This window comes from Alicyclobacillus acidocaldarius subsp. acidocaldarius DSM 446, assembly GCF_000024285.1.
Classification (GTDB): domain Bacteria; phylum Bacillota; class Bacilli; order Alicyclobacillales; family Alicyclobacillaceae; genus Alicyclobacillus; species Alicyclobacillus acidocaldarius.
Window position 1 is genome coordinate 2198570 of record NC_013205.1, and the last position, 26904, is coordinate 2225473.

The 26904-nt window shown below is 64.6% G+C and carries 24 protein-coding genes and 1 riboswitch; of the genes, 6 read left to right on the top strand and 18 right to left on the bottom strand.

Translation table 11 applies throughout. The features are described 5' to 3' along the window. Positions 1-86 precede the first annotated feature (86 nt). The 7 genes from AACI_RS10555 to AACI_RS10585 all read right to left on the bottom strand — a co-directional run bounded on the left by AACI_RS10555 (position 87) and on the right by AACI_RS10585 (position 10260). Positions 87-350, bottom strand: coding sequence for an HPr family phosphocarrier protein (locus tag AACI_RS10555; protein ID WP_012811408.1), 264 nt, complete (start codon positions 348-350; stop codon positions 87-89). A gap of 18 nt (positions 351-368) precedes the next feature. Further along, positions 369-1523, bottom strand: a complete 1155-nt coding sequence (locus tag AACI_RS10560; protein ID WP_012811409.1) for an ABC transporter ATP-binding protein — start codon at positions 1521-1523, stop codon at positions 369-371. Between the two features lie 86 nt (positions 1524-1609). Continuing rightward, a complete protein-coding gene (locus AACI_RS10565) occupies positions 1610-2677 on the bottom strand; it encodes a helix-turn-helix domain-containing protein (RefSeq protein WP_245530557.1) in 1068 nt (355 codons plus the stop codon). Between the two features lie 164 nt (positions 2678-2841). Then, positions 2842-4266, bottom strand: coding sequence for an NAD-dependent malic enzyme (locus AACI_RS10570; RefSeq protein ID WP_012811411.1), 1425 nt, complete (start codon positions 4264-4266; stop codon positions 2842-2844). 136 nt (positions 4267-4402) lie between these two features. Next, positions 4403-5896, bottom strand: coding sequence for a malate dehydrogenase (quinone) (gene mqo, locus AACI_RS10575; protein WP_041707525.1), 1494 nt, complete (start codon positions 5894-5896; stop codon positions 4403-4405). A 252-nt stretch (positions 5897-6148) separates the two neighbouring features. Further along, on the bottom strand, positions 6149-7402 hold the full coding sequence (gene odhB, locus AACI_RS10580) for a 2-oxoglutarate dehydrogenase complex dihydrolipoyllysine-residue succinyltransferase (protein ID WP_012811413.1): 1254 nt from the start codon (positions 7400-7402) through the stop codon (positions 6149-6151). Between the two features lie 32 nt (positions 7403-7434). Beyond that, positions 7435-10260 carry a 2-oxoglutarate dehydrogenase E1 component gene (locus AACI_RS10585; protein ID WP_012811414.1) on the bottom strand — a complete coding sequence of 942 codons (2826 nt, stop codon included), beginning with the start codon at positions 10258-10260 and terminating at the stop codon, positions 7435-7437. Positions 10261-10477: 217 nt separating this feature from the next. Between AACI_RS10585 and AACI_RS10590 the strand changes: the two genes are divergently transcribed. Genes AACI_RS10590 through AACI_RS10605 form a run of 4 tightly spaced genes read left to right on the top strand, consistent with a single transcriptional unit; the run spans position 10478 to position 14930 of the window. Then, on the top strand, positions 10478-11659 hold the full coding sequence (locus AACI_RS10590; protein WP_012811415.1) for a hypothetical protein: 1182 nt from the start codon (positions 10478-10480) through the stop codon (positions 11657-11659). A gap of 43 nt (positions 11660-11702) precedes the next feature. Continuing rightward, positions 11703-12686, top strand: a complete 984-nt coding sequence (locus AACI_RS10595; protein ID WP_012811416.1) for an AAA family ATPase — start codon at positions 11703-11705, stop codon at positions 12684-12686. Further along, a complete protein-coding gene (locus AACI_RS10600) occupies positions 12683-13759 on the top strand; it encodes a DUF58 domain-containing protein (protein WP_012811417.1) in 1077 nt (358 codons plus the stop codon). The genes AACI_RS10595 and AACI_RS10600 overlap by 4 nt, the downstream gene beginning before the upstream one ends. Next, positions 13746-14930 carry a hypothetical protein gene (locus AACI_RS10605; protein ID WP_012811418.1) on the top strand — a complete coding sequence of 395 codons (1185 nt, stop codon included), beginning with the start codon at positions 13746-13748 and terminating at the stop codon, positions 14928-14930. Before AACI_RS10600 ends, AACI_RS10605 begins: the two co-directional genes overlap by 14 nt. On the opposite strand, the gene AACI_RS10610 is transcribed toward AACI_RS10605, so the two are convergent. Together AACI_RS10610 and AACI_RS10615 are read right to left on the bottom strand one after the other, a co-directional pair. Beyond that, the gene (locus tag AACI_RS10610) at positions 14909-15898 is read right to left on the bottom strand and encodes a type I phosphomannose isomerase catalytic subunit (protein WP_012811419.1); all 990 of its coding nucleotides are present in this window, start codon (positions 15896-15898) and stop codon (positions 14909-14911) included. The genes AACI_RS10605 and AACI_RS10610 overlap by 22 nt on opposite strands. Before the next feature lie 2 nt (positions 15899-15900). Then, positions 15901-16887 (bottom strand): 2-hydroxyacid dehydrogenase, encoded by a 987-nt coding sequence (locus tag AACI_RS10615; RefSeq protein ID WP_012811420.1) that lies wholly within the window; start codon positions 16885-16887, stop codon positions 15901-15903. Positions 16888-16991: 104 nt separating this feature from the next. Between AACI_RS10615 and AACI_RS10620 the strand changes: the two genes are divergently transcribed. Beyond that, entirely contained in the window at positions 16992-17507 is a 516-nt protein-coding gene (locus AACI_RS10620; protein ID WP_012811421.1) for an anti-sigma factor family protein, read from the top strand. 98 nt (positions 17508-17605) lie between these two features. On the opposite strand, the gene AACI_RS10625 is transcribed toward AACI_RS10620, so the two are convergent. From AACI_RS10625 to AACI_RS10655, 7 genes are all read right to left on the bottom strand, one after another. Beyond that, positions 17606-18586 (bottom strand): DMT family transporter, encoded by a 981-nt coding sequence (locus AACI_RS10625; RefSeq protein WP_012811422.1) that lies wholly within the window; start codon positions 18584-18586, stop codon positions 17606-17608. 205 nt (positions 18587-18791) lie between these two features. Then, a riboswitch (FMN riboswitch) is annotated at positions 18792-18929 on the bottom strand. 55 nt (positions 18930-18984) lie between these two features. Continuing rightward, a complete protein-coding gene (locus tag AACI_RS10630) occupies positions 18985-20148 on the bottom strand; it encodes a Gfo/Idh/MocA family protein (protein ID WP_012811423.1) in 1164 nt (387 codons plus the stop codon). A gap of 22 nt (positions 20149-20170) precedes the next feature. Next, complete coding sequence (locus tag AACI_RS10635) at positions 20171-21214, bottom strand: Gfo/Idh/MocA family protein (protein ID WP_012811424.1); 1044 nt, start codon at positions 21212-21214, stop codon at positions 20171-20173. A 15-nt stretch (positions 21215-21229) separates the two neighbouring features. Continuing rightward, positions 21230-22198 carry a sugar phosphate isomerase/epimerase family protein gene (locus AACI_RS10640; protein ID WP_012811425.1) on the bottom strand — a complete coding sequence of 323 codons (969 nt, stop codon included), beginning with the start codon at positions 22196-22198 and terminating at the stop codon, positions 21230-21232. Positions 22199-22222: 24 nt separating this feature from the next. Next, positions 22223-22948: a sugar phosphate isomerase/epimerase family protein gene (locus tag AACI_RS10645; protein ID WP_012811426.1), complete on the bottom strand. Its 726-nt coding sequence runs from the start codon at positions 22946-22948 to the stop codon at positions 22223-22225. Further along, complete coding sequence (locus tag AACI_RS10650; RefSeq protein WP_012811427.1) at positions 22949-23791, bottom strand: sugar phosphate isomerase/epimerase family protein; 843 nt, start codon at positions 23789-23791, stop codon at positions 22949-22951. A 92-nt stretch (positions 23792-23883) separates the two neighbouring features. Beyond that, entirely contained in the window at positions 23884-24456 is a 573-nt protein-coding gene (locus AACI_RS10655) for a CBO0543 family protein (RefSeq protein WP_012811428.1), read from the bottom strand. Positions 24457-24633: 177 nt separating this feature from the next. On the opposite strand from AACI_RS10655, the gene AACI_RS10660 reads away from it, so the two are divergent. Then, positions 24634-24927, top strand: a complete 294-nt coding sequence (locus tag AACI_RS10660) for a hypothetical protein (protein WP_012811429.1) — start codon at positions 24634-24636, stop codon at positions 24925-24927. Between the two features lie 53 nt (positions 24928-24980). On the opposite strand, the gene AACI_RS10665 is transcribed toward AACI_RS10660, so the two are convergent. Together AACI_RS10665 and AACI_RS10670 are read right to left on the bottom strand one after the other, a co-directional pair. Continuing rightward, positions 24981-25718 (bottom strand): TrmH family RNA methyltransferase, encoded by a 738-nt coding sequence (locus AACI_RS10665; protein WP_049763351.1) that lies wholly within the window; start codon positions 25716-25718, stop codon positions 24981-24983. A 138-nt stretch (positions 25719-25856) separates the two neighbouring features. After that, the gene (locus tag AACI_RS10670; protein ID WP_012811431.1) at positions 25857-26837 is read right to left on the bottom strand and encodes a DMT family transporter; all 981 of its coding nucleotides are present in this window, start codon (positions 26835-26837) and stop codon (positions 25857-25859) included. Positions 26838-26904 lie beyond the last annotated feature (67 nt).

The window sequence follows — 26904 nt, forward strand, 5'->3', positions numbered from 1 at the left end:
GGGATGACCGCCGAAATTCCTCCTCACCGCCTCACACGATTCAAGCCCGACGCCGCGTGGCGCCGGGCTCGGATCCGTCAAGGCGTTCACTCGAACGTATCGCGCGACAGCAATTCCGCGAGTGTCTCTACCGCCCGCTCTGCGTCGCTCCCCTCGGCCTGCAGGGTGACCGATTCCCCGCGCGCAATGGCCATGGACATCACGCCGAGGACGCTCTTCGCATCGACGAAATGACCGTTTTTCCCAATCCGAATCTGACTGGAAAACGATGACGCCCGCTTGACAAACTCCGCCGCTGGCCGCGCCGCGAGCCCCTGAGGAAGATTGACGGTCAGGACCTTCTCCACCATGTCATCAACACCTCGACATCACACCAAAGCTTCTTGACGTTCACCCGCAGGACCTGCGGCGAAGCCGATGGACTCCTCCGTCTCCGCGTCGAAGATGTGGATCTTGTTCAAGTCAATCGCGAGCTTGACCGAGCTTCCGACGTGGTAGACGTGGCGCGGGTTCACGCGCGCGACGATCGTGTTCGGCCCGATACTCGTGTGCAGATAGACCTCCGAGCCCATGTGTTCCACGACTTCCACCTGCATCTGCAGCACGGAGTCGGGATACGTCGTCATGAACACTTCCTCATCGTGCAGGTCTTCCGGCCGCACGCCGAGCACGACCGGCTTCCCAATGGCCCCCGACGCCTTCAGCACGCCGTAGCGGCCCTCCGGCAGGCGCAGCGAAATGGAAGGCGCGCGGAAGTAGAACGCATCGCCGTCCTGCACGATCTCGCCGCGAATAAAGTTCATGGCAGGAGACCCAATGAAGCCGGCGACAAACATGTTCTTCGGCTGGGAGTACACGACCTGCGGCGTATCCGCCTGCTGGATGACGCCGTCGCGCATGACCACGATGCGATCGCCCATCGTCATGGCTTCCGTCTGATCATGTGTAACGTAAATGACGGTCGTTTGCAAGCGCTGATGGAGCTTGCGGATCTCCGCGCGCATCTGCACGCGCAGCTTCGCGTCCAGGTTCGACAGCGGCTCATCCATCAGGAACACCTGCGGCTCGCGCACAATGGCGCGACCCAACGCCACGCGCTGGCGCTGACCGCCGGAGAGCGCCTTCGGCTTCCGGTCGAGCAGGTGCGCGATGTCGAGGATCTTCGCCGCCTCCTGCACCCGCCGGTCGATCTCGGCCTTCGGCACCTTGCGCAGCTTCAGGCCGAACGCCATGTTCTGATACACCGTCATATGGGGATAGAGCGCGTAGTTTTGGAACACCATCGCAATGTCCCGATCCTTCGGCGGCACGTCGTTCACGCGGCGATCGCCGATATACAGGTTGCCCTCCGTGATGTCCTCGAGTCCAGCGATCATGCGAAGCGTCGTCGTCTTGCCGCAGCCGGAGGGGCCGACGAACACGGTGAATTCCTTGTCCTGAATGTCGAGGTTGAAGTCCTTCACCGTCGGCTCCGTCTGGCCGGGGTAGGTCTTGTAAATGTGCTCGAGCAACACGCGAGCCACGCTATCAACTCCCTGTCAGAATGCTCATACCGAGCGTAGCAAAACGCTTTCACGATGGCCATGTGCAACTTGTACAGACCCTGCGCCTAATCGAGTGCAGATTGACCCTGAAGAAGCGCCCCCGCGGCGAAGAGGGCAAACGCGTCGGTGCCCCGGCGAACGTCCAAGCCCGAGATTTCCCGCAGTTTCTCGATTCGCGCGAGCAGCGTGTTCCGGTGCATGTAGAGCGATCGCGCCGCCTCGCTGATGTTCAGGTTGGAACGCACCATGGCCTCGGCGATCTCGCCCCAGCCCTCGGGCCAATGCTTGGTTTCTTCCTCCGAGATGGCCGAGACGGATCGCAAAAAGGCAGCTCTCGAGGGCTCATCGAGCCACAGAAGGGCCATCCGCACAGGGTCGTCGCCAAACACCACGGCCTCCGTGTTTCGCCGGACCGCCTCTCGCCGCGCAAGTTCGAGCATCGCCACACCAGCCGCCGCGTCCTGCGGCGTTCGAATCACGCCCGAGACGGCCACGCGCGCGTCGATCATCGCTTCACTTCGCAACGCGTTCGCGAGCTGCGCCGCCAGCGCCGAAATCCCGCGGACGTCCATCTCCGCGTGCCCAAGGGACAGCCAGGCGTGGCGAAGCGCGGCTCTTGCGACCGAAGCGATGGCCAGAGGAATGTGGGGGGACAGTCGCCAAGCCTCGACCTCGACGTACGCCTCGGTGACCTTCTTCACCATGTCGGCGCTCTCTCGATGCTCCGACGCCCCGCCCACGCGCGTCGACCACTCGATGGCCACCAGGTGAGCCGGATACGCGGAGAGGGGCACGGATGCCGCCGCCTGGCGAATCGGCTCTGCACACGCCCGCCCTGCGGCGGCGGCGACGAGATCGCGCGCGGGGCACCGGCGCAGACGCGCCATGGGCTCGGCATCCCCTTGCCCAGGCGACGAAGACAAGGCCCATGTCAAAAACGCGCGTTCGCCTGGCGCGAGCGACGTTCCGTCGACGCCGAGATCGTCCCGGACGCGCATGTAGAACGCACCCTCCGGACCCTCCACCCATTCACCGATGGGGGCGTTAGGAAGCGACGGTGTCCACGGGACCCACGCGCAGGACTTTCCCAGGGCGCCAAAGAACCGCGACACCAACTCCGCTTGGAATTCCATGTTCATCTTGGCTCCCACACGTAGAACGTTGGCATTTTCCATCGATTCTAGCACGCCTGCGCCCAGCCGCACACGCCTCAGAAAACATGGCGAGCGGGGCTCTTGCACCCCGCTCGCGCCCGGTCGTCCCTCGACAGGCTCCGTCCGCTCGATGCGGAACGGAATCAATAGTTGTCCTTCGGCATCACTTCGCGGCGCGCCACGCCCGTTCGGCGGGCGGCATCGGCGACCGCGTCCGCGACTCGCTGAACAACCGCTTGGTTAAAGACAGACGGAATAATGTAGTCCTCGCGCAACTCGTTCTCACGGATGATGGAAGCAATGGCCTGCGCAGCCGCGAGCTTCATCTCCTCGTTGATGGTCGACGCGCGCGCCGCCAGCGCCCCCTTGAACATGCCCGGGAAACAGAGGAGGTTGTTGATCTGGTTCGGGTAGTCGGATCGACCGGTGGCGAGCACGCGCACATGGGGAGCCGCCAGTTCCGGCTCGATCTCCGGCGTCGGGTTGGCCATCGCGAAGACAATCGGATCGGGCGCCATCTTCTTGATGTGATCGACCGTCAGCACGCCAGGTCCCGACACGCCGATGAACACGTCCGCGCCCACGATGGCGTCGTCCAGCGTGCCCGTGATGTTGTCCGGATTCGTGTGCTCCTTGTACCAATTCCAGATCTCGTTGTCGTACTGCTTGCCGCGGTGCAGGATGCCCTCCAGCGTGACGCCGATGATGTTTTTCACACCGGCGGACAAGAGCATTTTCGTGCAGGCCACGCCCGCAGCGCCGATGCCGACGATCACGACCTTGAGGTCCTGAAGCTTCTTCCCGACGAGCTTCGCCGCGTTCATCAGGCCGGCCAGCATGACGACCGCCGTCCCGTGTTGGTCGTCGTGGAAGACAGGGATGTCGAGCTCCTGCTTCAGCCGCTCCTCGATATAGAAGCATCTCGGAGACGAGATATCCTCCAGATTGATGCCGCCAAACGCCGGCGCGATGCGCTTCACCGTCTCGACGATCTCGTCCGGATCCTTCGTGTCGAGGCAGATGGGGAACGCGTCCACGCCTGCGAACTGTTTGAACAGCATGGCCTTGCCTTCCATGACCGGCATCGCCGCGTACGGGCCGATGTCCCCGAGGCCCAACACCGCCGTGCCGTCCGAGACCACGGCCACCGTGTTGCGCTTGATGGTCAGTTGGAACGCCTTGGACGGGTCCTCGTGAATCGCCTCGCACACGCGCGCCACGTGCGGCGTGTACACGCGCGAAAGATCCTCGCGGTTCTTCACCTGGATCTTCGGCACAACTTCGAGCTTGCCGCCCAAGTGAACGAGGAAGGTCCGGTCGGACACCGCCACCACGTGGATCCCCGGCTCCGCGTCGAGCAACTCGGCGATCTGGCGGCCATGCTCGCGATTCGCCACGTTGATGGTCACGTCTCGCACCACCACGTCCTGCGTCACGCGGATCACGTCGACCGCAGCAATATCGCCTCCAGCGTTCCCGACCAGGCTCGCCACCTTCGCAAACGTGTTGCCCTTATTGGCGATCTCCAGTCGATAAATCAGACTGATGCCACTCCGCTGAAACTCCATGCGCGACCTCCTCTTCGCCGTCTCGGCTGGATACGCCTAGTGTAACAGACGCTTGATTTTCAAGACAACGCGCGCGATCCCGCCAGATCACAAAGGACGCACCAGAAGATGCTGGCGCGTCCTTTTCAGCCATGAATCACGCGTCCGTTCGGGCCTCCATCCGATGCAGCCCCAGCACCTCGGCCGTCTCGGCCTGGATGGAACGCATCAGATCGGGTCTGTGGCGCAGCGTGACGCCGTACGACGGGATCATCTCGCGGATCTTGTTCTCCCACTCGGGCAGCCGGTCCGGGAAACATTTGCGGATGACCTCGAGCATGATGGACACCACGACCGACGCGCCCGGCGATGCGCCGAGCAGCGCAGCGATGGATCCGTCCCTGGCGCTCACCACCTCGGTGCCGAACTGCAGCTCGCCTCGCGGGCGCCGCTTGATGACCTGGACGCGTTGGCCCGCGACAACGAGGCGCCAATCCTCATCACGTGCCGTGGGCACGAACTCGCGCAGCTCGTCCATGCGCTGCTTTTTCGTCAGCATGAGCTGTCGGATGAGATACAGCGTCAGCGAGGCGTTCTTGGCGCCCGCGGCGAGCAGGGTCGACAGGTTGTGAAGCTTGACCGACTTCAGTAGGTCGAGCATGGAGCCCGTCTTCAAAAAGCGCGGTGAAAACCCGGCGAACGGCCCGAACAGGACATACTCTCGGCCGCCGATGACGCGAGAATCCAGGTGCGGCACGGACATGGGAGGCGCACCCACGGGGGCCTTGCCATACACCTTGGCGCGGTGCTGGCGGACAATCTCGGGATTCTCGCAGACCATGAAAAGACCGCTCACCGGGAAGCCACCGATGCCCTTCCCCTCGTCAATGCCGGATTTCTGCAGAAGCAGTAGACTCCATCCCCCGGCCCCGACGAAGACGAACTTCGACACATGCTCATAGGTGGCGCCCGTCTTCACATCGCGCACGCGGAGCTGCCACATGCCGTCGCGCGTACGCTTCAAGTCCTGGACCTCTTTGCCGCACTGAACGTCCACGCCTTCGCGCTCCAGGTATTGGAACAGCATCCGGGTGAGCGCGCCGAAGTTCACGTCCGTGCCGGACGCGATCCACGTAGCGGCAATCGGGCGATCCAGCTTGCGATCCTTCATCATCAGCGGAATCCATTCCCGGAGCCGCTCGGGATCCTCGGAGTATTCCATCCCTTGGAAAAGCGGGTGCTGGGACAACAACTGGTGCCGTTTCTTCAAAAACGCCACGTTCGTCTCGCCCTGCACGAAGCTCATGTGCGGCACAGGCACGATAAAATCTCTCGGATGTTCGATGATGCCCTGTCGCACGAGGAACGACCAAAATTGGCGAGAGACCAGGAACTGCTCGTTCACCTGAATGGCCTTGGAGATGTCGATGCTTCCGTCTGGCTGTTCGACCGTGTAGTTCAGCTCGCAGAGCGCAGAGTGCCCCGTGCCCGCGTTGTTCCACTCGTTCGAACTCTCCACCGCGACCTCGTCGAGGCGTTCGAACACGGTGATGGTCCAATCGGGCGCAAGCTGCCGAAACAAGGTCCCCAGCGTGGCACTCATGATGCCGCCGCCAATCAGGGCGACATCCGATCTCGTCTTTCCGTCCATGTCGATCCCATCCTTATGCAGATGCGGGCGCACCTTGATGCGCCCCGCAAACCAAACTGTCGACATTCGGCGCCGCGCTGAACGTCCGCGCGCCGAAATCAAGCGGTTTCCGCACCGTTCAACGGATTTCGACAACCCGTATAGAGTATAAATCATCGGCGCGCGATTCGCGAATGCGCGCGGCGCCCTGTCGCGGCGCCATAGAAACGGCGGGGTGCGGCCTGAGCCGCCCCCGCCGTCCGGTTCGGAATGTCAGCCTTCGAGCAACAGGGACTCCGGATCCTCGATCAGCCGCTTCACGGTCACCAGGAAGCTCACGGCCTCCGCTCCGTCCACAATGCGGTGATCGTACGAAAGCGCGATATACATCATCGGGCGGATCTCCACCTGCCCATTCACCGCCACCGGGCGCTCCACGATGTTATGCATCCCAAGGATGCCGACCTGGGGCGCGTTCAGGATGGGCGTCGAGAACAGCGAGCCGAACGTGCCTCCGTTCGTGATGGTGAAGGTCCCACCCTGCAGTTCCTCGAGCGACAGCTTGTTCGCGCGAGCGCGCGCGGCGAGATCGGCAATCTGCTGCTCGATCTCGGCAAACGTCAGGCGATCCGCGTTCCGAACCACCGGCACGACAAGGCCGCCCTCCGTCGCCACCGCGATGCCGATGTCGTAGTGGTGCTTCACAATCATGTCCTCGCCCTGAATTTCCGCGTTCAGGAGCGGGAACTGCTTCAGCGCACCCACGACCGCCTTCGTGAAGAACGACATGTAGCCAAGCCCCACGCCGTACTTCTCGCGGAACGCGTCCTTGCGCCGCTTGCGGATCTCGATCACCCGGCTCATGTCCACTTCATTGAACGTGGTGAGCATGGCCGCGGTGTGCTGAGCCTCCACGAGGCGCTTCGCGATGGTCGCGCGGCGACGCGACATGCGGATCCGTTCCTCATCCGGGCGAAGCGCCGCCTGGGACGCAGGCTGAACTGCCGGGGCGGGAGCTGCCTGGGGCGCCGCCGGTTGGGCGCCGAGACCCAAGGCACCAGCCTGCACCTGACGGAGATCGATGCCCTGCGCGGCCGCAGCCCGCCGCAGAGACGGCGTCGGGCGCACCAAAAGCTCGCCCGGGACCGAGACCTGCTGCTGTGCCGAGACCTGCGGCGCGGATGGCGCGGACGGCGCCTGTGCTTGCGCCTGCGGAGCGCTCGGCGCGGACGGCTTGACCTCCTGCGCCTGCGCGGCCGGAGCCGACGCCGAGGCAGGCGCAGACGGCGCCTGGCCCTCCGCGATCACGGCAATGACATCCCCAATCGCCACGGTATCGCCGACCTGCTTGAGGATCTGCGCCAGGACGCCCGACGCCTCCGCAATGACCTCCACGTTGACCTTGTCCGTCTCCAGCTCCGCGATGGCCTCGCCCGACTCAACCGCATCCCCTTCGCGCTTGAGCCACTGCCCAATCGTCGCTTCCACAATCGACTCGCCTAGCGATGGAACCTTGACCTCTGCCACGATGGCTTCCTCCCCGTATTCGGCATACGCCCTTAATGGTTATCGTTGGCCAACGCCTGCGCCAAAATTTCAGCCTGCACGCGGTTGTGCACGTCCGGCGATCCTTCCGCGACAAAGCCCTGCTCGGGACGGCCGATATAACGGAGTTTCACCGACGCCGGAAGAAGTTCCTGCAACCTCGGCCGCATGAAGTTCCACGGCCCCTGGTTCTCGGGCTCCTCCTGGAGCCACACCACCTCTTGCAGGTTGGGATACGACGCGATGACGTCCTTCACGCGATCCGCCGGGAACGGGTACAGCTGCTCGACGCGCGCGGTGGCGACGTGCGCGCACGCCTCCTCGCCCCGCTTCGACATCTCCGCGGCGAGATCGACGCCCACCTTGCCACTCGAGAGAATCAGGCGGCGAACCGCCTGCGCGCCCTCCCCCGTCTTGGCGAAGTGCAGAACCGGCTGAAATCGGCCGTTGGTCAGATCTTCCGGCTTCGAGGCCGCAAGCGGGTTCCTGAGCAAGCTCTTCGGCGTCATGATGACGAGCGGACGCGGGTTTTTGAGCCGTGCCGCCTGGCGCCGCAGCAGATGGAAGTACTGCGCGGAGGTCGTCACGTTCGCCACCACGATGTTGTTGCGAGCGGCGAGCTGCAGGAATCGCTCCACGCGGCCACTCGAGTGCTCGTGCGCCTGCCCCTCGAACCCGTGCGGCAAAAGCAACACCAGCCCGGAGGTCTCCCCCCACTTCGATCGCGCGGCCACGATGAAGTTGTCAAACAGGGGCTGACCGACGTTGGCGAAGTCGCCGTACTGCGCTTCCCACAGAACGAGCGCGTCCTTCGCTTCGACCGAATAGCCGTATTCGAACCCGATCACGGCCGTCTCCGAAAGCGGGCTATTGTACACCACAAAGCTCGCCTTGGCTCCCGGCAGGTGCTGGAGCGGAGCGTAGCGCGCGTTGGTGTTCGCGTCGTGGAGCACGAGGTGGCGCTGGCCGAACGTCCCGCGCTCCGAGTCCTGGCCGGACATGCGGATGGGCGTGCCGGATCGCAGGATGGTTCCAAACGCCAGGGCCTCGGCATGCGCCCAGTCGATGTCGCCTCCGTCGAGCGCGTCCCGGCGCCGCTCCAGGATGCGCTTCAGCTTCGGGTACACCGTGAAGTCGGGCGGCGTCTCCAAGAGCGCCCGGTTGATCTCTTTCAGTTCCTCCAGGGGTACGGGCTTTGCGTCCTCCGTGGGCTCCGAGAAGTCCGTGATGGCCGCAGGCGTGTGAATCTCCGGGTACTTCTTGTACGCCTGCAGCAGTTCCTCGTCGATGGCCTGATCGATCTTCTGCAGGTCCGCCGCCGTGAACGCGCCCCGCGCGACGAGCTCGTTTGCGTAGATCTCCATCACGGTCGGATGGGAGGCGATCTTCGCGTACATCACCGGCTGCGTCATGGCGGGATCGTCCGACTCGTTGTGGCCCCAACGGCGATACCCGACGAGATCGATCACGATGTCCTTCTGGAACGTCTCGCGATACAGGAAGGCGAGGCGCACCGCGCGCAGACACGCTTCCGGATTGTCCGCGGAAACGTGGACGACCGGCAGATCGTAGCCCTTGGCAATGTCGCTCGCGTAACGCGTCGACCGGCCCTGCTCCGGGTCAGCGGTGAAGCCGAGGTGGTTATTGGCGATGATGTGCACCGTTCCGCCGGTGTAATAGCCGGGGATCTTCGAGAAGTTGAGCGTCTCAGCGACCACACCCTCGCCGGTGAACGCGGCGTCGCCGTGAACCAGAATGGGGAACGCCTTGTGCACGTCCTGAATGGGCTGCCCGGGCCGCGTGCGGTCGTCCTGCGCCGCGCGCGTCATGCCTTCGACGACGGGATCCACGAATTCCAAATGGCTCGGGTTGTTGGACAGCACATAGCGCGCCTTATGGCCGTTCGGCGTCTCGAAGGTGCGCGTCCAGCCCATGTGGTACTTTACGTCGCCGCCCCAGCCGAGCATGTATTCCGCGAGTTCCTCGTCCGAGGCCATGCCGTTGCCGGCGTGGAACTCGGAGAAGATGCGCTCGTAGGGCTTCTTCAGCACGTGCGCGAGGATATTCAGGCGGCCGCGGTGCGCCATGCCGATGAAGACGTGATCGAAACCGGCGTCCACCGCCATCTTCGCAAGCGCATCCACCATGGGAACGAGCGCGTCGACACCTTCGACGGAAAACCGCTTCTGGCCGACGAAGCGCTTGTGCATGAACCGCTCGAACAACTGCGCGCGCGCCAGCAGCTCGTAAAGCGCCTTCGCCTCGTCCAAGGTGAGCGGCTGATGGAACCGTCGGTTTTCGATCTGATCCTCGAACCACGCCCGCTCTTCGCGGCTCGAAAGATGGGCAAACTCGTAGCCCAGGTCGCTGCAGTACGCCTTCCGCAGCGCCTCGATGGCCGCGAGTGCGGTCGGCGCAGTCTGCGCGATGGGGCCTCCCACCACCGAGGCGGGCAATGAGGCGAGATCGGCTTCCACAAGGCCGTACGTCGACGCTTCCAGTTCGGGAGAACCTTCGGGAGCAAACAGCGGATCGGTATCCGCCGCGAGATGGCCGTTCGCGCGGATGGCTTGAGCCAATTGGTGGGCCTTCGCCGCGGCCTCCAGCGTGCGAGGCGACAAAGCGGAAACCTGAGGTCCGAACACCGGTTGTGTCTCTATCGGTGAAGCAGATACCGCCTGAGCCGGATCCCCGTATTGCGCGAATAAGCTGCGCACGTCCTCCGGCACGGCGTTGGGATCCGCGAGATACTGCTCATACTGCTCGAGCAGGTAGGCCAAGTTCGGCCCTGAGAACTGATGCCAGAACGTCTGCACTGATCCAGGTTGTTCGTTCGCCATTGTGAACCCCTCTTCCACGCGCACTGGGCATGACGGAGCACCCGCTTGGGGCGCCTTGGGACACCCGGGGATCCCAAGCAGGAATTCCGGCCTGGTGTCAGAGAATGAATAGACGGGTAGGACAAACCCTATCCTTTTCCGATTTCTATGTATACCACAGTCGGAATTCCCGCGCAAAACTTCGCGCGCAAAGCACACAGACGGGAGCGAAGTTTCATTGAACGTTCAAGAGCGGCTCTCTCGCGCCCCACTGGCCCGGCCCGTCCTCACCGCGTGGGCCGCGCACTGGGTCATCGTGCTCATCGGCATCCTCGGCCCCATCGGCGACGCGCCGGCCAGGCTCGCCATCACCGGCACGTGGCTCGACAACTTCCTGCAGTGGGACAGCCAGTGGTTCGTGGACATCGCCCGCTACGGGTACGTGTTCCCCCTGCATGTCCAGAAGACGTTCATCCCGACGGGGAATTCCGTTCCCTTCGTCCCCTACGACAAGGCGGCCGCCTTCCTGCCAGGGCTGCCCATCCTCGTCCACGCGCTCGGCATCGGGGGCGCATGGGTGCTCACCAACCTGCTGTTCGGGCTCGATCTCGCGCTCGCCTACGCGATTGCGGAGGAAGAGTGGAAAGGCGCAGGTTTTCCGGCGGCCATGCTGCTCGCGGCCAACCCGTGCGCCATCTTTTTCAGCTCGCTGTACACCGAAACGTACACGTTGACGGCGTTTCTTCTCATCCTCTGGGGACTCGAGCGCCCAGCGGACAGGCGGCGCCTCGCCGCGGCCTGCCTCGGCGCCTTCCTCGCCCCGTCCTTTCACGATCTCGGCGCATTCGCCATTCTGTTTGCCCTGAGGCTCGCCCGATCCCGCCGCTTTCTCGCGGCAATGGGCTTCACCGCCTCCTTCTGCCTCACGCCCGCCGCCTACGCGCTCTACATGTGGCACCGGTTTGGCACACCCTTCGCGCTGCTGGCGGCAGAGGCAAGCTGGCATCGCCACTGGACTTGGCCGTTCGTCAACGTGCGGGACGCCATCGCCGAGGGCGCCTTCACGTCGGTGGGCGTGCTCACCGTCTTCGTGACAGGTCTCCTCTGCGTGCAGGGCGGCCTCGCCATCTGGCGAGATCGCTTTCTTTTGGCGCCGCGAAATGGCAGAATCATCGATAGTCTGGAAAGCGGTCTGTGGATGTGGTGCTTGGCGGCGATCGATCTTTGCGCCAACATGCCGCACAATCCGCTCGAGAGCACGCTCCGCTTCGCCTCCGTCGCGTATCCCGCGACGGCCGGCGTCGCGCGAAGCTTCGCCCGGCGCCCCACCTCACCGCTCTACTGGATGGTGTTCGCGGCGTTCGCCACGGTGGGGACCCTGGGCGCAGGGTTGTTCAGTCACGGATGGTTCTTCCAATGAGCGTTGCAGTCGCTACCGGAACACATAGAAGGGAAGGAACGACATGCCCGAGAGGTTGACGTCGGAATCGGTGGCTCAGGCAAAATCGGAGCTCGACGCGGTCATCCGCGCGGTATGCGATCGCGTCGTGGGCCAAGAGCATGCCGTGAGGCTGCTCGTCGCCGCGTGCCTCGCTGGAGGCCACGCGCTCCTCGAAGACGTGCCCGGCACCGGCAAGACGAGGCTCGCCTCCTCGCTCGCCGCGGCGCTCGGGCTTTCGTTCGCCCGGGTGCAGGGCACGCCCGATCTGCTCCCCGCGGACGTCATCGGAACCACGGTATACCATCCGCGTGAAGAGGCGTTTCGGTTCCACCCAGGTCCCATCTTCACGCAGGTGCTGTTGTTCGACGAGATCAACCGGGCCACCCCCCGAACGCAGGCGGCGCTCCTGCAGGCGATGGCCGAACGCGCCGTGACCGTCGACGGCGAGGTCAAGCCCCTGCCGAGGCCGTTCTTTGTCCTCGCAACGGCGAATCCCGTCGAATCGCAAGGCGTCTTTCCCCTCCCCGAGGCGGAGCTCGACCGATTCCTCGTGCAGGTGGCCCTCGGTTACTTGCCGGAATCCCTCGAGATGGACATGGTCAAGCGCGTCATGGCCGAAGAGGCGGACGGCCCTGCCCCGGATCCCGTCCTTGGCGCCGATCGGCTCGTCCAGCTGCAGCGCATGGCCCAGATCGTCTTCGTGCACGACGACGTGCTGCGCTACGCCGTGTCGCTCGCCAGGCGCACGCGCGATCACGACCAAATTTCCCTCGGGGCAAGCCCTCGATCGGCCGTGTGGCTCGTGCGGCTCGCGCAGGCGCTCGCTCTCCTCGTAGGCCGGAACTTCGTCACGCCGGACGACGTTCAGGAGGCGTTTTTGCCCGTCATGCGCCACCGACTCGTCTTCGACATCGCCTGGGCGGATCGCAGAGAGCGAGATCGACTCCTCCAATCCATCCTCGACGACACGCCGGTTCCGCACGAGCGAGAAGTGAGCGCGCCGTGACCTGGCTGTGGCTCCCGCTGCTCATGGTGATGGCCCTTTGGTTCTGGCCGCGCGCGTTTGCCCGCGCAGTCTCGGGTCGCGTCGAAGGCTTCTTGACCGCAAACCGCGCGGAGATGGAACCCGGCGACGCGGTGACGCTCTGCGTCACACTCGTCAACCGATCCTGGATGCCCATCCCCTTGGCCGAGGTCGAGATCGAATTGCCGCCGCAGTTGTCGTTTCATCGCGAACAAGCGGCGCGCCTCGGACAAGTGGCGCTCTCCGTCCTCCCGCGTCGCCAGGCGGACATCCAATTCACCGCGTACGGTTGGCGGCGCGGACCCGCCACCCCCATTCAGATCCGCGCCGCACTCAGCGAGGGCATGGGCCTCCTGGACACCGACATCGTCCTGGAAAACCGGGTGTCGCTCGCGGTGAGGCCCCGCCAAAAGCGCGTGGAGCACCGCTTCCATCTCGCCCCCTCCGGGTGGATGACTCGCGAGTCCCGCGCATTTCCCGACGAGACCGCGCTGCGCAGCGTCCGCCCGTACGCCTATGGCGATCCCGTCCGCCACATCCACTGGCGCGCATCGGCGCGGCTCGGCCAACTGATGATTAAGGAATTTTTCACCACTAAAGCGCCGGACTGGGCCATCGTCCTGAGCGCCCAAGCGACTGAGCCCTACTGGCTGGGCGGGCTCCATCCCGACACGTTTGACGCGATGTGTGAGCAGGCGCTCGCCATCGCGCAATGGCTCACGCGCGGCGGCGGGCGCGTGTACTTCGCCACCAACGCCGCCTGCGGGAATCGGCAGCGTGCGACCATCGCGTGGCTCTCTGCAGAAGGCGTCGCATCCCTGCTCGCGCACGCCCAGCCCGTTGCGACGTGCGATCTCGACATGTTGACGACCGCGTTGGCGCGATCCCCGTCGTCGCCTCGGCACTGGATTGTCCTCAGCCCGTTTGGGGAGAGCGCCGCGAGAAGCCGGATGTCCCGCTTCGGTGTTCAGGTCGCCTGGATTTCCGTCCGTCCATTCGTAGAAGAAGATGGTCAAGACGTAGCGATGGGGGCTTCACACGATGCGAAAGGATAACCGCGGCGAAATGCAATCGGGAAAGTTATCCTACATCCGCCTCGCCGATGCACCTCTCGCGTTTCGCGCGTTGATGAGTGGGTCTCAGGGGATGATGGCCGCGTGGGCCGTCGCGAGCTTGTTCTGGAGTCGCTCGGGTGAATTCGGAGAGTTCTTCTGGCTCACGGTTTCGGCGTGGGCATCCAGCGCATGCGCGGCCGCCGCGGCGCGGCGCCCCGCTTCACAGGCCGTTGCCCTCGGCATCGCCGCGGGCACGGCGTGCAGCGCGGTCTGCTTTCTTCCACTTCATCGACCGGGGTGGCTTGTGGCAGGCATCGCCGCCTCGGTCCTCGCCGCGGCACTGTGCCTCCCGTTCGCGACCTACGGCGACATCGCCCTCGCGAGTCGCGGCTTGGTTCGCGCCGCGACCGCGGTGGTCGTGATCGGCTGGATGACCTACGTCGTCTTCGTGCGCCCGCTGGCCGCGCCGACCCCTGCAGGGCAAGCGGTGGCCACGGCCTATCCGTGCCTCACCATGCTCGCGGCCGTGGCGACGGCGCGAGCCGCGCATCGGCTGACCTACGGTTCTCGCGCGGAGCGCGCATGGCTCGTGCCCATCGCACTCGCCGCGGCGTTCCGCGACGTGCCTGTCCGGTTGCTCAAGGCCGTCGTCCGCCTGTCGATCACGACGGCCGGCCTGGTCGCAGCGGGTGCGGTGCTCGTGGCGATCTTACCTCGAATCGTTCGGCCACGCGCCGTGCCCAGCAGGCAGACCGCGGCAAACCACCCGCCGCTCGGGCTCAGGCCGCCCGCGGCCGCGGCGCACGCGTCCATCCCGATGCCGCTTGTGTTGACCGCGGCCGCCGTCGCCGTGGCCCTGCTCGTGTCGCTGGCGTGGATGGCGCACAGGCTGGTCCGGAACCGAGAGCTTCCGCGCGCCTCGGAGGCGATTCCATCGCGCATCACCCAGCGTCGGCTCGAGGACGTGTTTCGGCTCGTGCCCACGTCCGAGCCCGTGCGCGTCCGCATGCAGCAGCGTTTGCGGTCATGGCACCGCGCAGGGCGCACCATCGCCCGCGCTGAGACCATCCGCTCGTTTGTCGGCCGCCTTCCCGACGAACTTCGGGATCCGGGCGATCCGGCCCTACTCCGCGCGTATGAGCAGATCCGTTACGGCCCGGACGAGCCGTAGAACGCGCGGATGACCGTGAGCGCCTCGTCCGCCTCCCACGCGTATCGAGGCACGTCCGCCGGGATGACGAGCGCATCCCCCGCCTTCACGGGCAGGCGCACCTCCTCGCCCTCCGCGACACAGCGAAGGTGCCCCGATCCTTCCACCACCATCGCGCAGTCCGGATTCCCGCGCACGCCCTGCTCCATCTCGGCGGCTCGTTGCGCGACGCGGACGCGATCGATAGTGAAATACGGACACGACACCAGCCGCACCATTTCAAACCCAGGCTCGTCCACCACCGCCATCGGCTTCGGCTCGGGCGGCTCTGTGCCATAGGCGATCACGTCCGCCGCCTTTTCGATGTGCAGTTCGCGCGGTTTTCCGTTGGCATCCACCCGATCCCAGTCGTACACGCGGTAGGTCACGTCGGAGGTCTGCTGAATCTCGAGCACCTTGGTGCCACGGAGCAAGGCGTGCAAGGTGCGCGACGGAACGAAAACGAGATCGCCCTTTCGAATCGGCCGATAAGCCAGGTAGTCGCGAACGCGGCCCTCGCGCACGGCCCGCAGGTAGGTCTCCCGATCGGGGAACGAGTGGCCGAGAATCACCCGCCCGTCCTGCGGCGCGTCGAGCACGTACCACGCCTCCGTCTTGCCCGCGTCGCCCTCGTGCGCTTCCGCGTAGGCGTCGTCCGGGTGGACCTGAACCGACAGGTCATCGTGGGCTTCGATGAACTTTACGAGCAGCGGAAACCGCTTCTGAGGCGAGTGCTGGCCGAGATAGGCGTCCGGATAGGTCTCGACCAACTCCTGCAGCGTCTTGCCGTCGAGCGGACCGCCGTCCACGACGCTCATGCCGTTCGGGTGTGCCGAGATCACCCAGTATTCGCCGATGGGGCGATCCGTCTTCACCCCAAACATCGATTTCAGCGCATCGCCGCCCCAGATCCGTTCCATGGCGACCGGCTTGAATTTCACAGGCCACATGTTCATCCCTCCTCTGCAAGGTCTTTCAGTTCCGGCACGATGTACGCGTCCTTCGGCCGGCCCTCCAGCACGGCGATCAGGTTGTCGATCGCGAGATCGAGCATGGCGGTTCTCGTCGCTTGCGTCGCCGAGCCGATGTGTGGCACGCAGACCACGTTGGGCAAGGACAGAAGGGGGTGGTGAGGCGGAATGGGCTCCTGGCGATACACGTCGAGCCCAGCGCCGCGGATCCAACCTTCGCGCAGGGCTTGAACCAATGCGTCTTCATCCACCGTCTTTCCACGCGAAAGGTTGATGAAAATGGCGCTTGGTTTCATCAACCTGAACATATCTTGATTCATGAGGTTCTCTGTCTCCGGCGTCAGCGGCGTGAGCAAGACCACGAAGTCGGAGGTCTGCAGGAGATCCGACAAGGTCGCGTAGCGCGCGCCGAACGCCTGCTCCACGTCGTCGTGGCGCGATCGCGCGTGGTACAGGATATTCATGGAGAATCCGAACTTCGCCCGTTTGGCGAGCGCGCGGCCGATGCGGCCCATGCCCACGATGCCGAGCGTCCGGTGATGCACGTCGACGCCGTAGAGGACCTCTTCGTCGCCCTTCTTCCACTCGCCTCTGCGGACGTAGCCGTCCAACTCGACGATGCGGCGGGCCACTGCGAGCATGAGCGCCATGCCGAGATCGGCGACGGTGTCGTCGAGCACGTGCGGCGTGTGTGCGCCGAGGATGCGCCGCCTTCGCATGGCGGCGAGGTCGAAATGATCATAGCCGACGGAGGCCGTCGATGCCACCTTGAGGTGCGGCGCCTGTTCGAGGAGCGTTTCGTCGACGCGCGTGCCGAACGTGATGAGCCCCACGGCGTCGTGAAGCGCAGAGAACAGTTCGGCTTGCGAGAACCGCCGACCTTCCGGCGGGCAGGCCACGTCGCCGAAGCGGGCCAGCTTCTCCCTTTGCGCCGCGCTGAGCGGCTTGGTGGAAACGATCCTTGCCATACGCGCCCTCCCTTTGAATGCCGTTGCCAGTTTCACTCTACCCTGAACGGCGATTCGAAGAAAGGGCTTCTCAATCGCGCTGGATCGTGGTTTACTGAAAAACGATGGGGTATGGATTCCGTCAAGAGGGTGAGAACCATTTGGACAACCCGTCCATCTGCTCCTACTGCGTCGATTACGCGTTGAACGAACTCAAAGACGAGCTGGTCAAGAAGCGATTCGAACGCCACCTCGCCACCTGCCCGGCATGTCGCCGCGATGTCGCGGAGTTTCGCGAGCTCATCACCATGTTTCAGCCCAAGGAAGCGGCCGATGACAGCCCAGCATCGACACATCCACCCGTGAGGAGCGCGCAGATCATCGCATTTCCCGCCCGGCCCAAGGCGGATTTCCAGCCCACCTCGGCCAAGCGGTACGTGCGGCGCAGACGGCTCACAGCCATCAGCCTGAGCTTTGCGCTCCTCCTCATGAGCTTCGTGAGCCTCGCGGGCGATCACGGCCGATACTCGAAGGCGCTCGGCACCGCGGCGTGGCACAGGATTTCCCACGTGTCGCGCGCCATTGTCCACCGCGGCGAGGAAATCACGGACAAGTGGCATTGGAGGAAGGGGCTCTTGTAGTCAGAGGCGGCGGATCTCCTCGAGGGAGAACCGCCGCCTTCTGTCGCTCCATTCGCTTTTCCGAGGCGGGACGAGCTGAAGATGAGGTCGTTCCCGTCTTAGGCCGCCGTGCCCGCCGATGCCTCCCGAACGCTCCCCTCGCCGAAATCCGAGCCATCCGCCATCCTCGAGAGCGCGTAAACCGCGATCCACACCAGGGCAAAGCCCATCCACTGCGCCGCGTGCACCGTCTGATGCAAGAACAGCGCGTTCACCGCGAGGCCCGTGGCCGGAAACGCGAGCTCCGCCAATGTGGCGTACGAAGCCTTGACGCCACCAAGCCCCCGATAGTACACCAACAGGCTGAGGAGGCTCGGCACCACCGTCTGATACATCAGGTTGCCCATAACAGCCCAGTGCCCCAATCCGTCCGCCACCCGGGACCAGTTCGGGTGACCGAGGAGCGTGAGCGCCACGAGAAGCGGCAGCGCGGATCCGAAGCGAAGGGCCGTCATCGTGGGAAACGACACCTTGCGCATCACGCGCTTGCCCATGACCGTCGATCCGCCCCACAGAAACGCGGCGCCGAGCGCACACAAACCAGCCCACGCGCTCGCATTGGAGAAGGAGGGCCATGTGAAACCGAAGGTCAGGACGTACGCGCCCACGAGAGCCACCGCAAACCACGGCCAGTACGCGCGTCGGACCCGCTCGCCCAGCACCACAGCGGCCAACAACAGCGCGAACACCGGCTGAAGCTTCTGCAAGAGCAGGACCTCGTTCACGGCGTCGGATCGGATGCCTATGGCGAGCCCGACGTTGAACAGGATGGAGGCCACGGCAGAGCCGCCCCAGGCGACAAACAGGACGGCGAGCCAATCCGCAGCGCCAAGCCCCAGCCATTCCCGCCGCCTTCGGACGAGCACCGGAAACGCATACAGGGCGAGCAGCACGTGCTCGAAGCAGACGATTTCAATCGACGTGAACCAGTGCTGAAGCGCGAGGATGAAAAGCGCGTCGAGCCCCCACAGCGCGGCTCCGCATGCAATCAACCAGAGCGATGCTCGGCTCGCTTCGCGCGAAGTTTGAAAGGCATTCACAGGGCGTCCCTCCGCTTTCTATCGTTTCTCCGGAGGAACCCTGGGAGCGCATGGAGAGATGGGTGCCGCAAACGCGCGAAGCCCCGAGGAACCTTTGTCCCCCGGGGCTGTCGGATCGCAAAAAGACACGGCACGCGCCTCGAGCGCACACCGCAAGGCTGTCACGCAAAGCCATGACGGCGCGTCACAACGCGCTGCGATCACCGCGAACCTTCTCCCATCCGGACTTTCACCGTCGGCTTTGGAGTCTCACCAAATCCGTCGCCACAACATGGCGAGTCGCGGGCTTAGGCACGAAGCCATCACCGCCGGTCGGGAATTTCACCCTGCCCCGAAGGTTCCTGTTCACTTGTCGCCATTGTACTGCAAATTCGTAAGTCCGTGCAAGGGCACTGCGCTCAGCGATACTCCACGTTCTCCCACGACCTCGACGCCGCGGCCTTCTCGACCGCCTCCAACACGCACTGATTGCGGACGCCATCCTCGAAGTCGGGTTTCACAGGCTGATCTTCGACCAATCCTTTGAAAAACGCGCCGAACAGGTTCAAAAACGTGTGCTCGTAGCCGATGATGTGCCCCGCGGGCCAGTACCGCTCCGCGTACGGATGCAGAGGTTCCGTGCAGTTGATGCGGCGGAACCCTTGCAATCCCGGCTCGTCGCTGTGGAAGTAGACCTCGAGCCAGTTCATATCCTCGAGGTTCCAGCGAAGGGATCCCTTCTCGCCGTTAATCTCGAACTGATTGCCGTTTCGATGCCCGCCCGCGAAGCGCGTGGCCTCGAACACGCCCATCGCCCCGTTTTCGAAGCGAGCGAGGAAGGCCACGGCGTCGTCCACGTCCACGCGCCCCGTGCCGCCGGACGCCTTCGCCTCAAGCCCGCCGGCCATTTCGCCCAGGGGTCGCTCCTTGATGAACGTCTCCATGCAGGCCGCCACCTCGCCGATCTCGCCGACCAAAAACCGGGCGAGATCGAGAATGTGCGCCGCAATGTCGCCGAGCGCCCCCGATCCCGTCACGTCCTTGCGCAGGCGCCACACGAGCGGAAAATCGGGATCCATAATCCAGTCCTGCAGATACTGCGCCCGCACGTGGTAGATCCGCCCCAGGCGCCCGTCGTCGATCAGCCGCTTCGCAAACTGCACGGCCGGCGCATACCGGTAATTGTGGCACACGAGATGGTGGACCCCCGCCGCCTGCACCGCGTTGCGCATGCGGACCGCCTCGTCCACCGTCATCGCGAGCGGCTTCTCGCAGATCACGTGCTTGCCGTGCTCCGCCGCGGCGATGGCGATCTCGGCGTGCGCGTTGTTCGGCGTCACGATGTCGATCACGTCGATGTCGTCGCGCTCCACCAACCGCCGCCAGTCCGTCTCGTACGACGAGAACCCGTACGCCTCGGCGGCCCGCCGGAGCGGCTCCTCGCTCCGCCCCGCGATGGCCTGCAGCACCGGCGTCACGGGCAGATCCTCAAAGAAGAAGTTGAGATCTCGATACGCGTGGCTGTGAGCTTTGCCCATGAATTGATAGCCCACCATGCCGATTCGAATCGAACGTTTCGGCATCCCGATTCCTCCCCATCCCGGCCTACAGCTTCACGGGCTCGCCCCGCTCCGCGGACTCGTACAGGCCGTTCAAGATGCGCTGCAGCTTGACGCCCTGCTCGGCCGTCGACAGCGGCGGCTCGCCCGTCAGGCACGCGTCGACCCAGCGGCGGATCTCGCGCTCATAGGGCGAGATTTCCGGCAAGTACGCCGGCGTGACGTCGATGAGCGCGCCGTGCTTCTCCTGGTACATCTCGAGCGGGAACACGTTGGCGCCGCCGAGATCGCCCATGAGCTTCACATTCATGACGTCGCGCTCCTTCACGTTCGCCGCGAACGCCGACTCGATGACGAGCGTCGCCCCATTCGCGAACTGAATCATGCCGCGCGCCATATCTTCCACGGTGAAGTGTTCCCAGTCCCAGTCGCCGAGGAGCCCCACGCCCTTGCGCGTGCCGAGCTTTTGATACGTGGCGCCCCACACCATCGTCGGCTCGGGGTAGCCCATCAAATACAGCGCCGTGTCGAGCATGTGGCAGCCGATGTCGATGAGCGGCCCGCCGCCCTGCAGCTCCTTGTTCGTGAACACGCCCCAGCCCGGGATGCCGCGGCGCCGCACCGCGATGGCCGTGCCGGCGTAGATCTCGCCGAGCTCCCCCGCGTCGATGAACCGCTTCAGGCAGTCCACCTCGCTCGTATGCCGATAGTGGAACCCGTACGACAGGTGTTTGCCGCTCTTTTTCGCCGCGTCCGCCATCGCCTGCGCCTCTTCCACCGTCATGGCCGGCGGCTTCTCGCACAGCACGTGGCAGCCCGCCTCGAGCGCCTTCACCGTCGCATCCTTGTGGAACTTGTTGGGCGTGCAGACGCTCACCACGTCGAGCTCTGCCTTCTCCAACATCTCATCGGCGGTCTTGAAGAAGTGCGGAATGCTCCACCTGCGCGCCGCCTCTTCCGCGCGCTCGACCGCCACATCGCAGATGGCCACGATTTCCACCTGTTCGCCGCACTTCTTGTAGTTGGGGATATGCACCTGTTGGGCGATCCCGCCCGCCCCCACGATACCGACGCGAATCTTGTCTGCCACTTCGATGTCCTCCTCTTAGGCCCACCACATCTGCTGAAGTTTTTCGCGAATCACGAGCGGCCGCAGGAACGCGACGGCCTTCTGAAATCCCTCTTCGATGGACATGAGGCTGTCCTCGTGTTCGATGGAGATGACGCCGTCGTACCCGTTCATCTGCAGGGCGCTCAAAAGGTCCGCCCAGGTCTGCTGGTCGTGCCCATAGCCTACCGTGCGGAAGATCCAGGCTCGCTTCAGCTCCTCGCGGTACGGCTTCGTGTCGAGCACGCCGTCGCGCGCCACGTTGTGCTTGTTGAAACCCGTGTCCTTCGCGTGCACGTGGAAGATGCACCGATGAGGCGCGAGGGCGTGCACGGCCTCGATGGGATCAATTCCCTGCCAGAACATGTGGCTCGGATCGAAGTTGATGCCGATCTGCTCGCCGCACGCGTCGCGCAGGCGCAGGAGCGTCTCGCCGTTGTACACCACGAACCCGGGGTGCGCCTCGATGGCAATGCGCACGCCGTGATCGGCCGCGAACCGGTTCATCTCCGTCCAGTACGGGATGACCTTCTCCTTCCACTGCCACTCGAGCACGCGCGAATACTCCTCCGGCCACGGGCAGGTGACCCAGACGGGGTTCTCCGAGCGCTCCGATTCGCCCGGGCAGCCGGAGAACGTGACGACCGTCTTCACGCCGAGTTCCGCGGCCAGTCGGATGGTCTCGCGCAGCTCCTGATCCGCCTTCTGGCGCACCTCTTCGTTCGGATGGAGCGGATTGTTGTGGCACGAGAGCGCCGAGATCTCGAGCCCGCGCGAGGCAATGGCGTTGAGAAACGCAGACCGTTTCTCGGCGGACGCGAGGAGCGCCTCCCGATCGCAGTGCGCGTTGCCGGGATAGCCGCCCGTGCCGATCTCGACCGCATCCACGCCTGCCGCGGCGACGTGATCGAGCATCTCTTCGAACGGCATTTGACTGAAGAGCACCGTGAAAATGCCGAGTTTCATGCGAAAGCCTCCCTTCGTGGCGCGTCAGAGACGCGACTGCAAAAACCGGAGCGAGGTGGCGATGGCTTCAAACGGATCGCCCGGGCAGACGTCCTGTTCGACGATCACGTACCGCACCCCTGCTTCCGCGGACGCCTGGAAGATGGCATCCCAGGGGAGCACGCCGGTCCCCACCGCCGCGAAGTGTCCATCCGGCGTGGCATCCTTCGCGTGCAGGAGATCGAGGCGGCCGCGATACCGGCGGATGATCTCGACGGGATCGAACCCTGCGTGATGCGCCCAGTACACGTCGAGCTCGAGGCCCGCATCGGCGACGCGCTCAAGCAGCCAGTCGAGCGCCGTCTGCCCCTCGTACGACGCGAATTCAAAATCGTGGTTGTGATACGAAAAGCCGAGTCCTGCAGCGCACACCCGTTCCGATGCGCGGGCGAGCACGTCGGCCAAGGCCGCGTAATCTTCGCGGCGTTCGGCCGGCAGCCACGGACACACGACGTACTCGAGGCCAAGCGCCTGTGCTTCTTCGAGGACGCCATCGATCTCGGACTCCAGGCGAACCAGCGGCACATGGGCGGAAATCGCGCGAAGCCCCAACTCGTCGAGGCGGCGACGCAGATCCCCCGCGGTATACGGCCCGTAATGGTGAAGCTCAATCAGGCGGAAACCGATTTCGGCGACTCGGCGGAGCGTGCCATCGAAATCTTCCTCCAGCGGTTTGCGCAGCGTGTACATCTGCAGCGCGATCTCAGGCATTCAGTTCTCTCCCTTCGCCAACGCGATGAGCTTTTCCAGGCGCTCTCGGACGAGGCGGGCCCGCGATTCCCCTGTGCCGTCAAGCGGCGTTTCGTGCAACACCTCGGCCGCCACGGGCCCGCGGTATCCCGCGAGATACAAGCCGCGCAGGAACGGAACCAGCGGAATCCGGCCATCGCCTGGCAGGAGGCGCTTGCCGTCGTGCGCGTCCTCCGGCGCGTCCCGCGTGTCGTTGATGTGCACGTAGACCACCTTTTCGGGCGGGAGCTGGGCGAGATCGTCCTCGTGCTCTCCCGCGGTGTACCAGTGGTAGCTGTCGACGAGCGCGCCGACGTTGGGAGCTCCGATGGCTTCCCAAAACGTTTTCAGGTCCGCGAGCGACTGCACGAACGGATACCTCCGATGGCGCAGGTGGTGCGGGCCGACGTACTCCAGACCCACGCGCATGCCGAGCGGCAAGAGCTCCACGGCCACCTGGCGAATGCGGCGCGCGAGCTGAGAGATGTAGCGCACCGGCTCCTCGTCCATGGAGGGCCACAAAAACGCGGTCACGCTGCGCGCGCCAAGCCTCGCGCAGAGGCGCGCGCGATCCGGCAGCAGCGAGAGTTCACGCAGAAACACCGGCTCGGAATCGTACAGGTTGAGCGGGAGGCCGAGATTCGCGAGCACGAGGCCGCGCCGCTGGAACATGGCTTCGACGGCCGCGTCGCCGTGGCGCTCCGCCTCGGCTTCCAGCCAGTGAAACGGGACGTCGACGTAACGGTAACCGGTTTCACGCGCGAGATCAAGATACAATACCAGCGAGGTCTCGTCGACGAGGGTCGGATGCAGACAGGGTTCCATGTGGGATCGGGCTCACCTCTTTGTCTGGGGGTCGAAGTCCAATCCCATTGAACCACAACCTGGCCTCGAGGGCCATCACCAATGTGGTCACGTTATTTCGGATCTGGCTGCGACACCCGACGCCGGTGGCGCCGCTCCGATTCCGTCAAGGCGTCCAACATGAACTTGGCGGCTGACGCGAGCGCCAGATAGATGGGGATGGAATAGAGGAGATTCCAGCGGTATGAGACGTAGATGTCAAACCAGTGGAACACGGATTCCATCAGGGCGTACAGGACGCTGAAGGCGAGCGCGACCGGCGCGAACGTCCACCAGCGGCTGCATGTTTGGTAGATGAGCGCGAACGTGACCGGAATGATGGTCATGTCCGTGCAGAGGAGCGTGGGGTACACAAACCACAGGAGGCGGACCTTGTAGCCCCAGAGCATCAGATCGGAGCCGATGATGTCGAGCACGGAGCTCGCCATTCCCACCACCAGCGCGTAGAGGAGCACCTCGGTCACCCGGGCGCGATCGACAAAGCGGACAAACACCAGCCACGGAACGATGGCGAGGCTGACAAAGAGCCACCACTGCCAAGTGCCGAGATCGTGCTCCAGCCAGTACGCGCGTGTGATATCCGTCAGCTCGCGCCTCACGCTCTCCATCAGGTCGAAACTCGTCACGAAGGGCCCTCTTCCTCTCCCATGGGAATTCCGCCTTACCCTCGGCATCACCCGGTTGCTTCGACACGAGCGCTCCTTGCTCCGATCAACTTGCGCAGTTTGACAGGAATTATGCCTTCAAGTCGCGAAGATCGAATTGGACGCCGGGTTCCACCTGGCGCCGGAGGGGAGAAGATCATGGGCTTTTTTGATATGCTCCGCCGCGCAGCGGAAGGCCTCAGCCAGGACGGCCAGTACCATCACGACCATCTCTGCGTCCGATGCCAGGTGCCCATGCAGTACCACGGCGCGCACGCGCTTCGCACGGGCGGCCTGAGCCGAGGCGCAGGTCTCTTGACCGACCTGTTCCTGGGAGAACGCGACGAGGAACTCCTCAACACCGCTTTGGAGCGAAACGTCGCGGTGCACGTCTTTGTGTGTCCCGAGTGCGGCTCCATCGACTTCATCAACGATCCGCGCCACGGCTTCTGACCTAGGGCCCACCCGGGCCTATCCCGGCCCGGGTCCAGACACGCGTGCCCATCCTATTCGCTTTCACTGAAGCCCGTGTTGTCCTCGTCGAAAAGCTCCTCTTCGAGCGCGAATCCGCTCGACTCCAGCCTGCGGCGCGCCTCTTCGCGAGTGGCACCGTGAAGAGAACGAAGGCACCACGTCACATACAGCTTGTGGCGCTCGTCCGCGCCGAGCGCGTACCGGTCGCCGACGGTCTCTCGAGCCCTGCGTGTCAGCTCATACAGCGCGATGGCTGCAGCCACCGATACGTTGAAGCTCTGCACGAACCCTGCCATCGGGATGTAGAATCGCCCGTCGGCCCGCTCGCGTGCCTCCGGCGACACGCCGTCTTTCTCGTTGCCGAACAGGATGGCGGTCGGGCGGGCGAGATCGACTGCGTCAATGGGCTGTGCGCCCTCGCCAAGATCCGTCGCATACACCTGAAATCCGCGCGCATGCAGCGCGTCAATCGCGCGGCCGATGTCCGGCATGCGTTGGAGGGTCAGCCACTTGTGCGCGCCCTGGGTTACGCCCTTCGACGGATGAAACGGCTGCTTCCCCTCGATCACGGCCACATGTTGCACGCCAAACGCCTCGGCGCTACGCAGGATGGCGGCCTGATTGTGCCCGTCATCCACCGCTTCCATCGCGACGGCGATATACGACGTTCGCCGCATGAGGACTTCACGCAGCCGAAGCAGCCGTTCCGGGCGCAGCCAGTCCGCGAGCCAAAGTTCACGTTCCGAAAGCAAACCCTCGGCCAGGAGCATCTGTTGGATGTCGGAATGCACGTCTGGATGCACCTCCCGCTCCTCTTCCTCGGTCGCGGGCTCGGACCCGTCTCCCCATCATAGCCGATTGTCCCGTAAAATGCAGCGTTCGGGAGACGAGCGCGCGTGTAGGTGCTGTCAATCGCTTCCTTCGGACGAAACGGGCCGTGCCGCCATGGCCAGCCCGTGAACCACCAGGCCCACCACGACGGTCGCCACGCCGATGACGCCGAGCAGTCCTACGCGATCGCCCGGGATCACAGCGAGTTCGAGCACCAGCGCGAACACCACTTCGCCAGCCTGCGTCGCCTCGACGGCGGCCAACTCTCTCGGCGACTCGCGCGCCATGTCCGTCGCCCGAAAGAAGAGCGCCGTGGCGATCACCCCCGAACACACGGCGACAAGCAGCGCACCGACGATCTGCCGCGGCGTGGGCCATCCGACCGCTGCGGCGCTCACCGAAGACCAGGCGATCCAAAACGGCAGACTCCCGAGGGTCATGCCGAGCATCCGCTCCAGCGCGTCGAACTCCCCGGCGTAGGCGCGCATGGCCATCCGGTTGCCGGCAGGATACGCGGCGGCCGCGACCAGAATGCTACCCGCACAGAGCGCCGCGCGCCCCCACGACATCTGGGAAGCATCCGCCATCTCCATGAGCATGGCACCAGCCACAATGCCGAGCGAAGTCACCAGCTCTCGGACGGGGATGGGGGCGTGGCGCCCGTCGGGCCCGCGCGCACTCAGCCAAGGCGTGAGCAACACCCCGCACACGATGGTGATTTGCCAGACGCCCGCCACGAGCCACGCGGGCCCGTACGCGTTCGCGAGGCAAAGCGGAGCATAAAACAAGCCGAATCCGACCGTTCCGAACGCCACCCAGCGCCAGAAATCGCGCCGCAAGGACTGAAGAAGCGCGCCTATCCGCCCCTTCCAGGCGACGTAGGTGAACAGAATCGGCAGCGTAAGAAAGTATCGCAACGGCGCATTCCAAGCCCACGATCCGCCCGCGCGGCTCATGGCCTCGTTCGCCACAAACGTCACCGCGAAAAACAAGGAGGCCATAAGCCCCAGGATCAATGGGCGCCATCGCGCGGTTCTGAAGGTGGCCAGCCAAGTCATCCGCAGTTCCCCCTATCTACCGTCCGGCCCTTGCGGCGCGCAGTTGTTGACCGCTCCGTGACCCCGC

Bases quoted from the DNA above. Each gene is read 5' to 3' on its own strand.
- AACI_RS10620 (WP_012811421.1), top strand. From the start codon at position 16,992: ATGGGGTATGGATTCCGTCAAGAGGGTGAGAACCATTTGGACAACCCG.
- AACI_RS10585 (WP_012811414.1), bottom strand. From the start codon at position 10,260: ATGGCGAACGAACAACCTGGATCAGTGCAGACGTTCTGGCATCAGTTC.
- AACI_RS10605 (WP_012811418.1), top strand. From the start codon at position 13,746: ATGCGAAAGGATAACCGCGGCGAAATGCAATCGGGAAAGTTATCCTAC.
- AACI_RS10565 (WP_245530557.1), bottom strand. From the start codon at position 2,677: ATGGAATTCCAAGCGGAGTTGGTGTCGCGGTTCTTTGGCGCCCTGGGA.
- AACI_RS10610 (WP_012811419.1), bottom strand. From the start codon at position 15,898: ATGTGGCCTGTGAAATTCAAGCCGGTCGCCATGGAACGGATCTGGGGC.
- AACI_RS10570 (WP_012811411.1), bottom strand. From the start codon at position 4,266: ATGGAGTTTCAGCGGAGTGGCATCAGTCTGATTTATCGACTGGAGATC.
- AACI_RS10630 (WP_012811423.1), bottom strand. From the start codon at position 20,148: ATGCCGAAACGTTCGATTCGAATCGGCATGGTGGGCTATCAATTCATG.
- AACI_RS10665 (WP_049763351.1), bottom strand. From the start codon at position 25,718: ATGCTCCTGGCCGAGGGTTTGCTTTCGGAACGTGAACTTTGGCTCGCG.
- AACI_RS10595 (WP_012811416.1), top strand. From the start codon at position 11,703: ATGCCCGAGAGGTTGACGTCGGAATCGGTGGCTCAGGCAAAATCGGAG.
- AACI_RS10645 (WP_012811426.1), bottom strand. From the start codon at position 22,948: ATGCCTGAGATCGCGCTGCAGATGTACACGCTGCGCAAACCGCTGGAG.
- AACI_RS10640 (WP_012811425.1), bottom strand. From the start codon at position 22,198: ATGAAACTCGGCATTTTCACGGTGCTCTTCAGTCAAATGCCGTTCGAA.
- AACI_RS10650 (WP_012811427.1), bottom strand. From the start codon at position 23,791: ATGGAACCCTGTCTGCATCCGACCCTCGTCGACGAGACCTCGCTGGTA.
- AACI_RS10555 (WP_012811408.1), bottom strand. From the start codon at position 350: ATGGTGGAGAAGGTCCTGACCGTCAATCTTCCTCAGGGGCTCGCGGCG.
- AACI_RS10660 (WP_012811429.1), top strand. From the start codon at position 24,634: ATGGGCTTTTTTGATATGCTCCGCCGCGCAGCGGAAGGCCTCAGCCAG.
- AACI_RS10670 (WP_012811431.1), bottom strand. From the start codon at position 26,837: ATGACTTGGCTGGCCACCTTCAGAACCGCGCGATGGCGCCCATTGATC.
- mqo (WP_041707525.1), bottom strand. From the start codon at position 5,896: ATGGACGGAAAGACGAGATCGGATGTCGCCCTGATTGGCGGCGGCATC.
- AACI_RS10615 (WP_012811420.1), bottom strand. From the start codon at position 16,887: ATGGCAAGGATCGTTTCCACCAAGCCGCTCAGCGCGGCGCAAAGGGAG.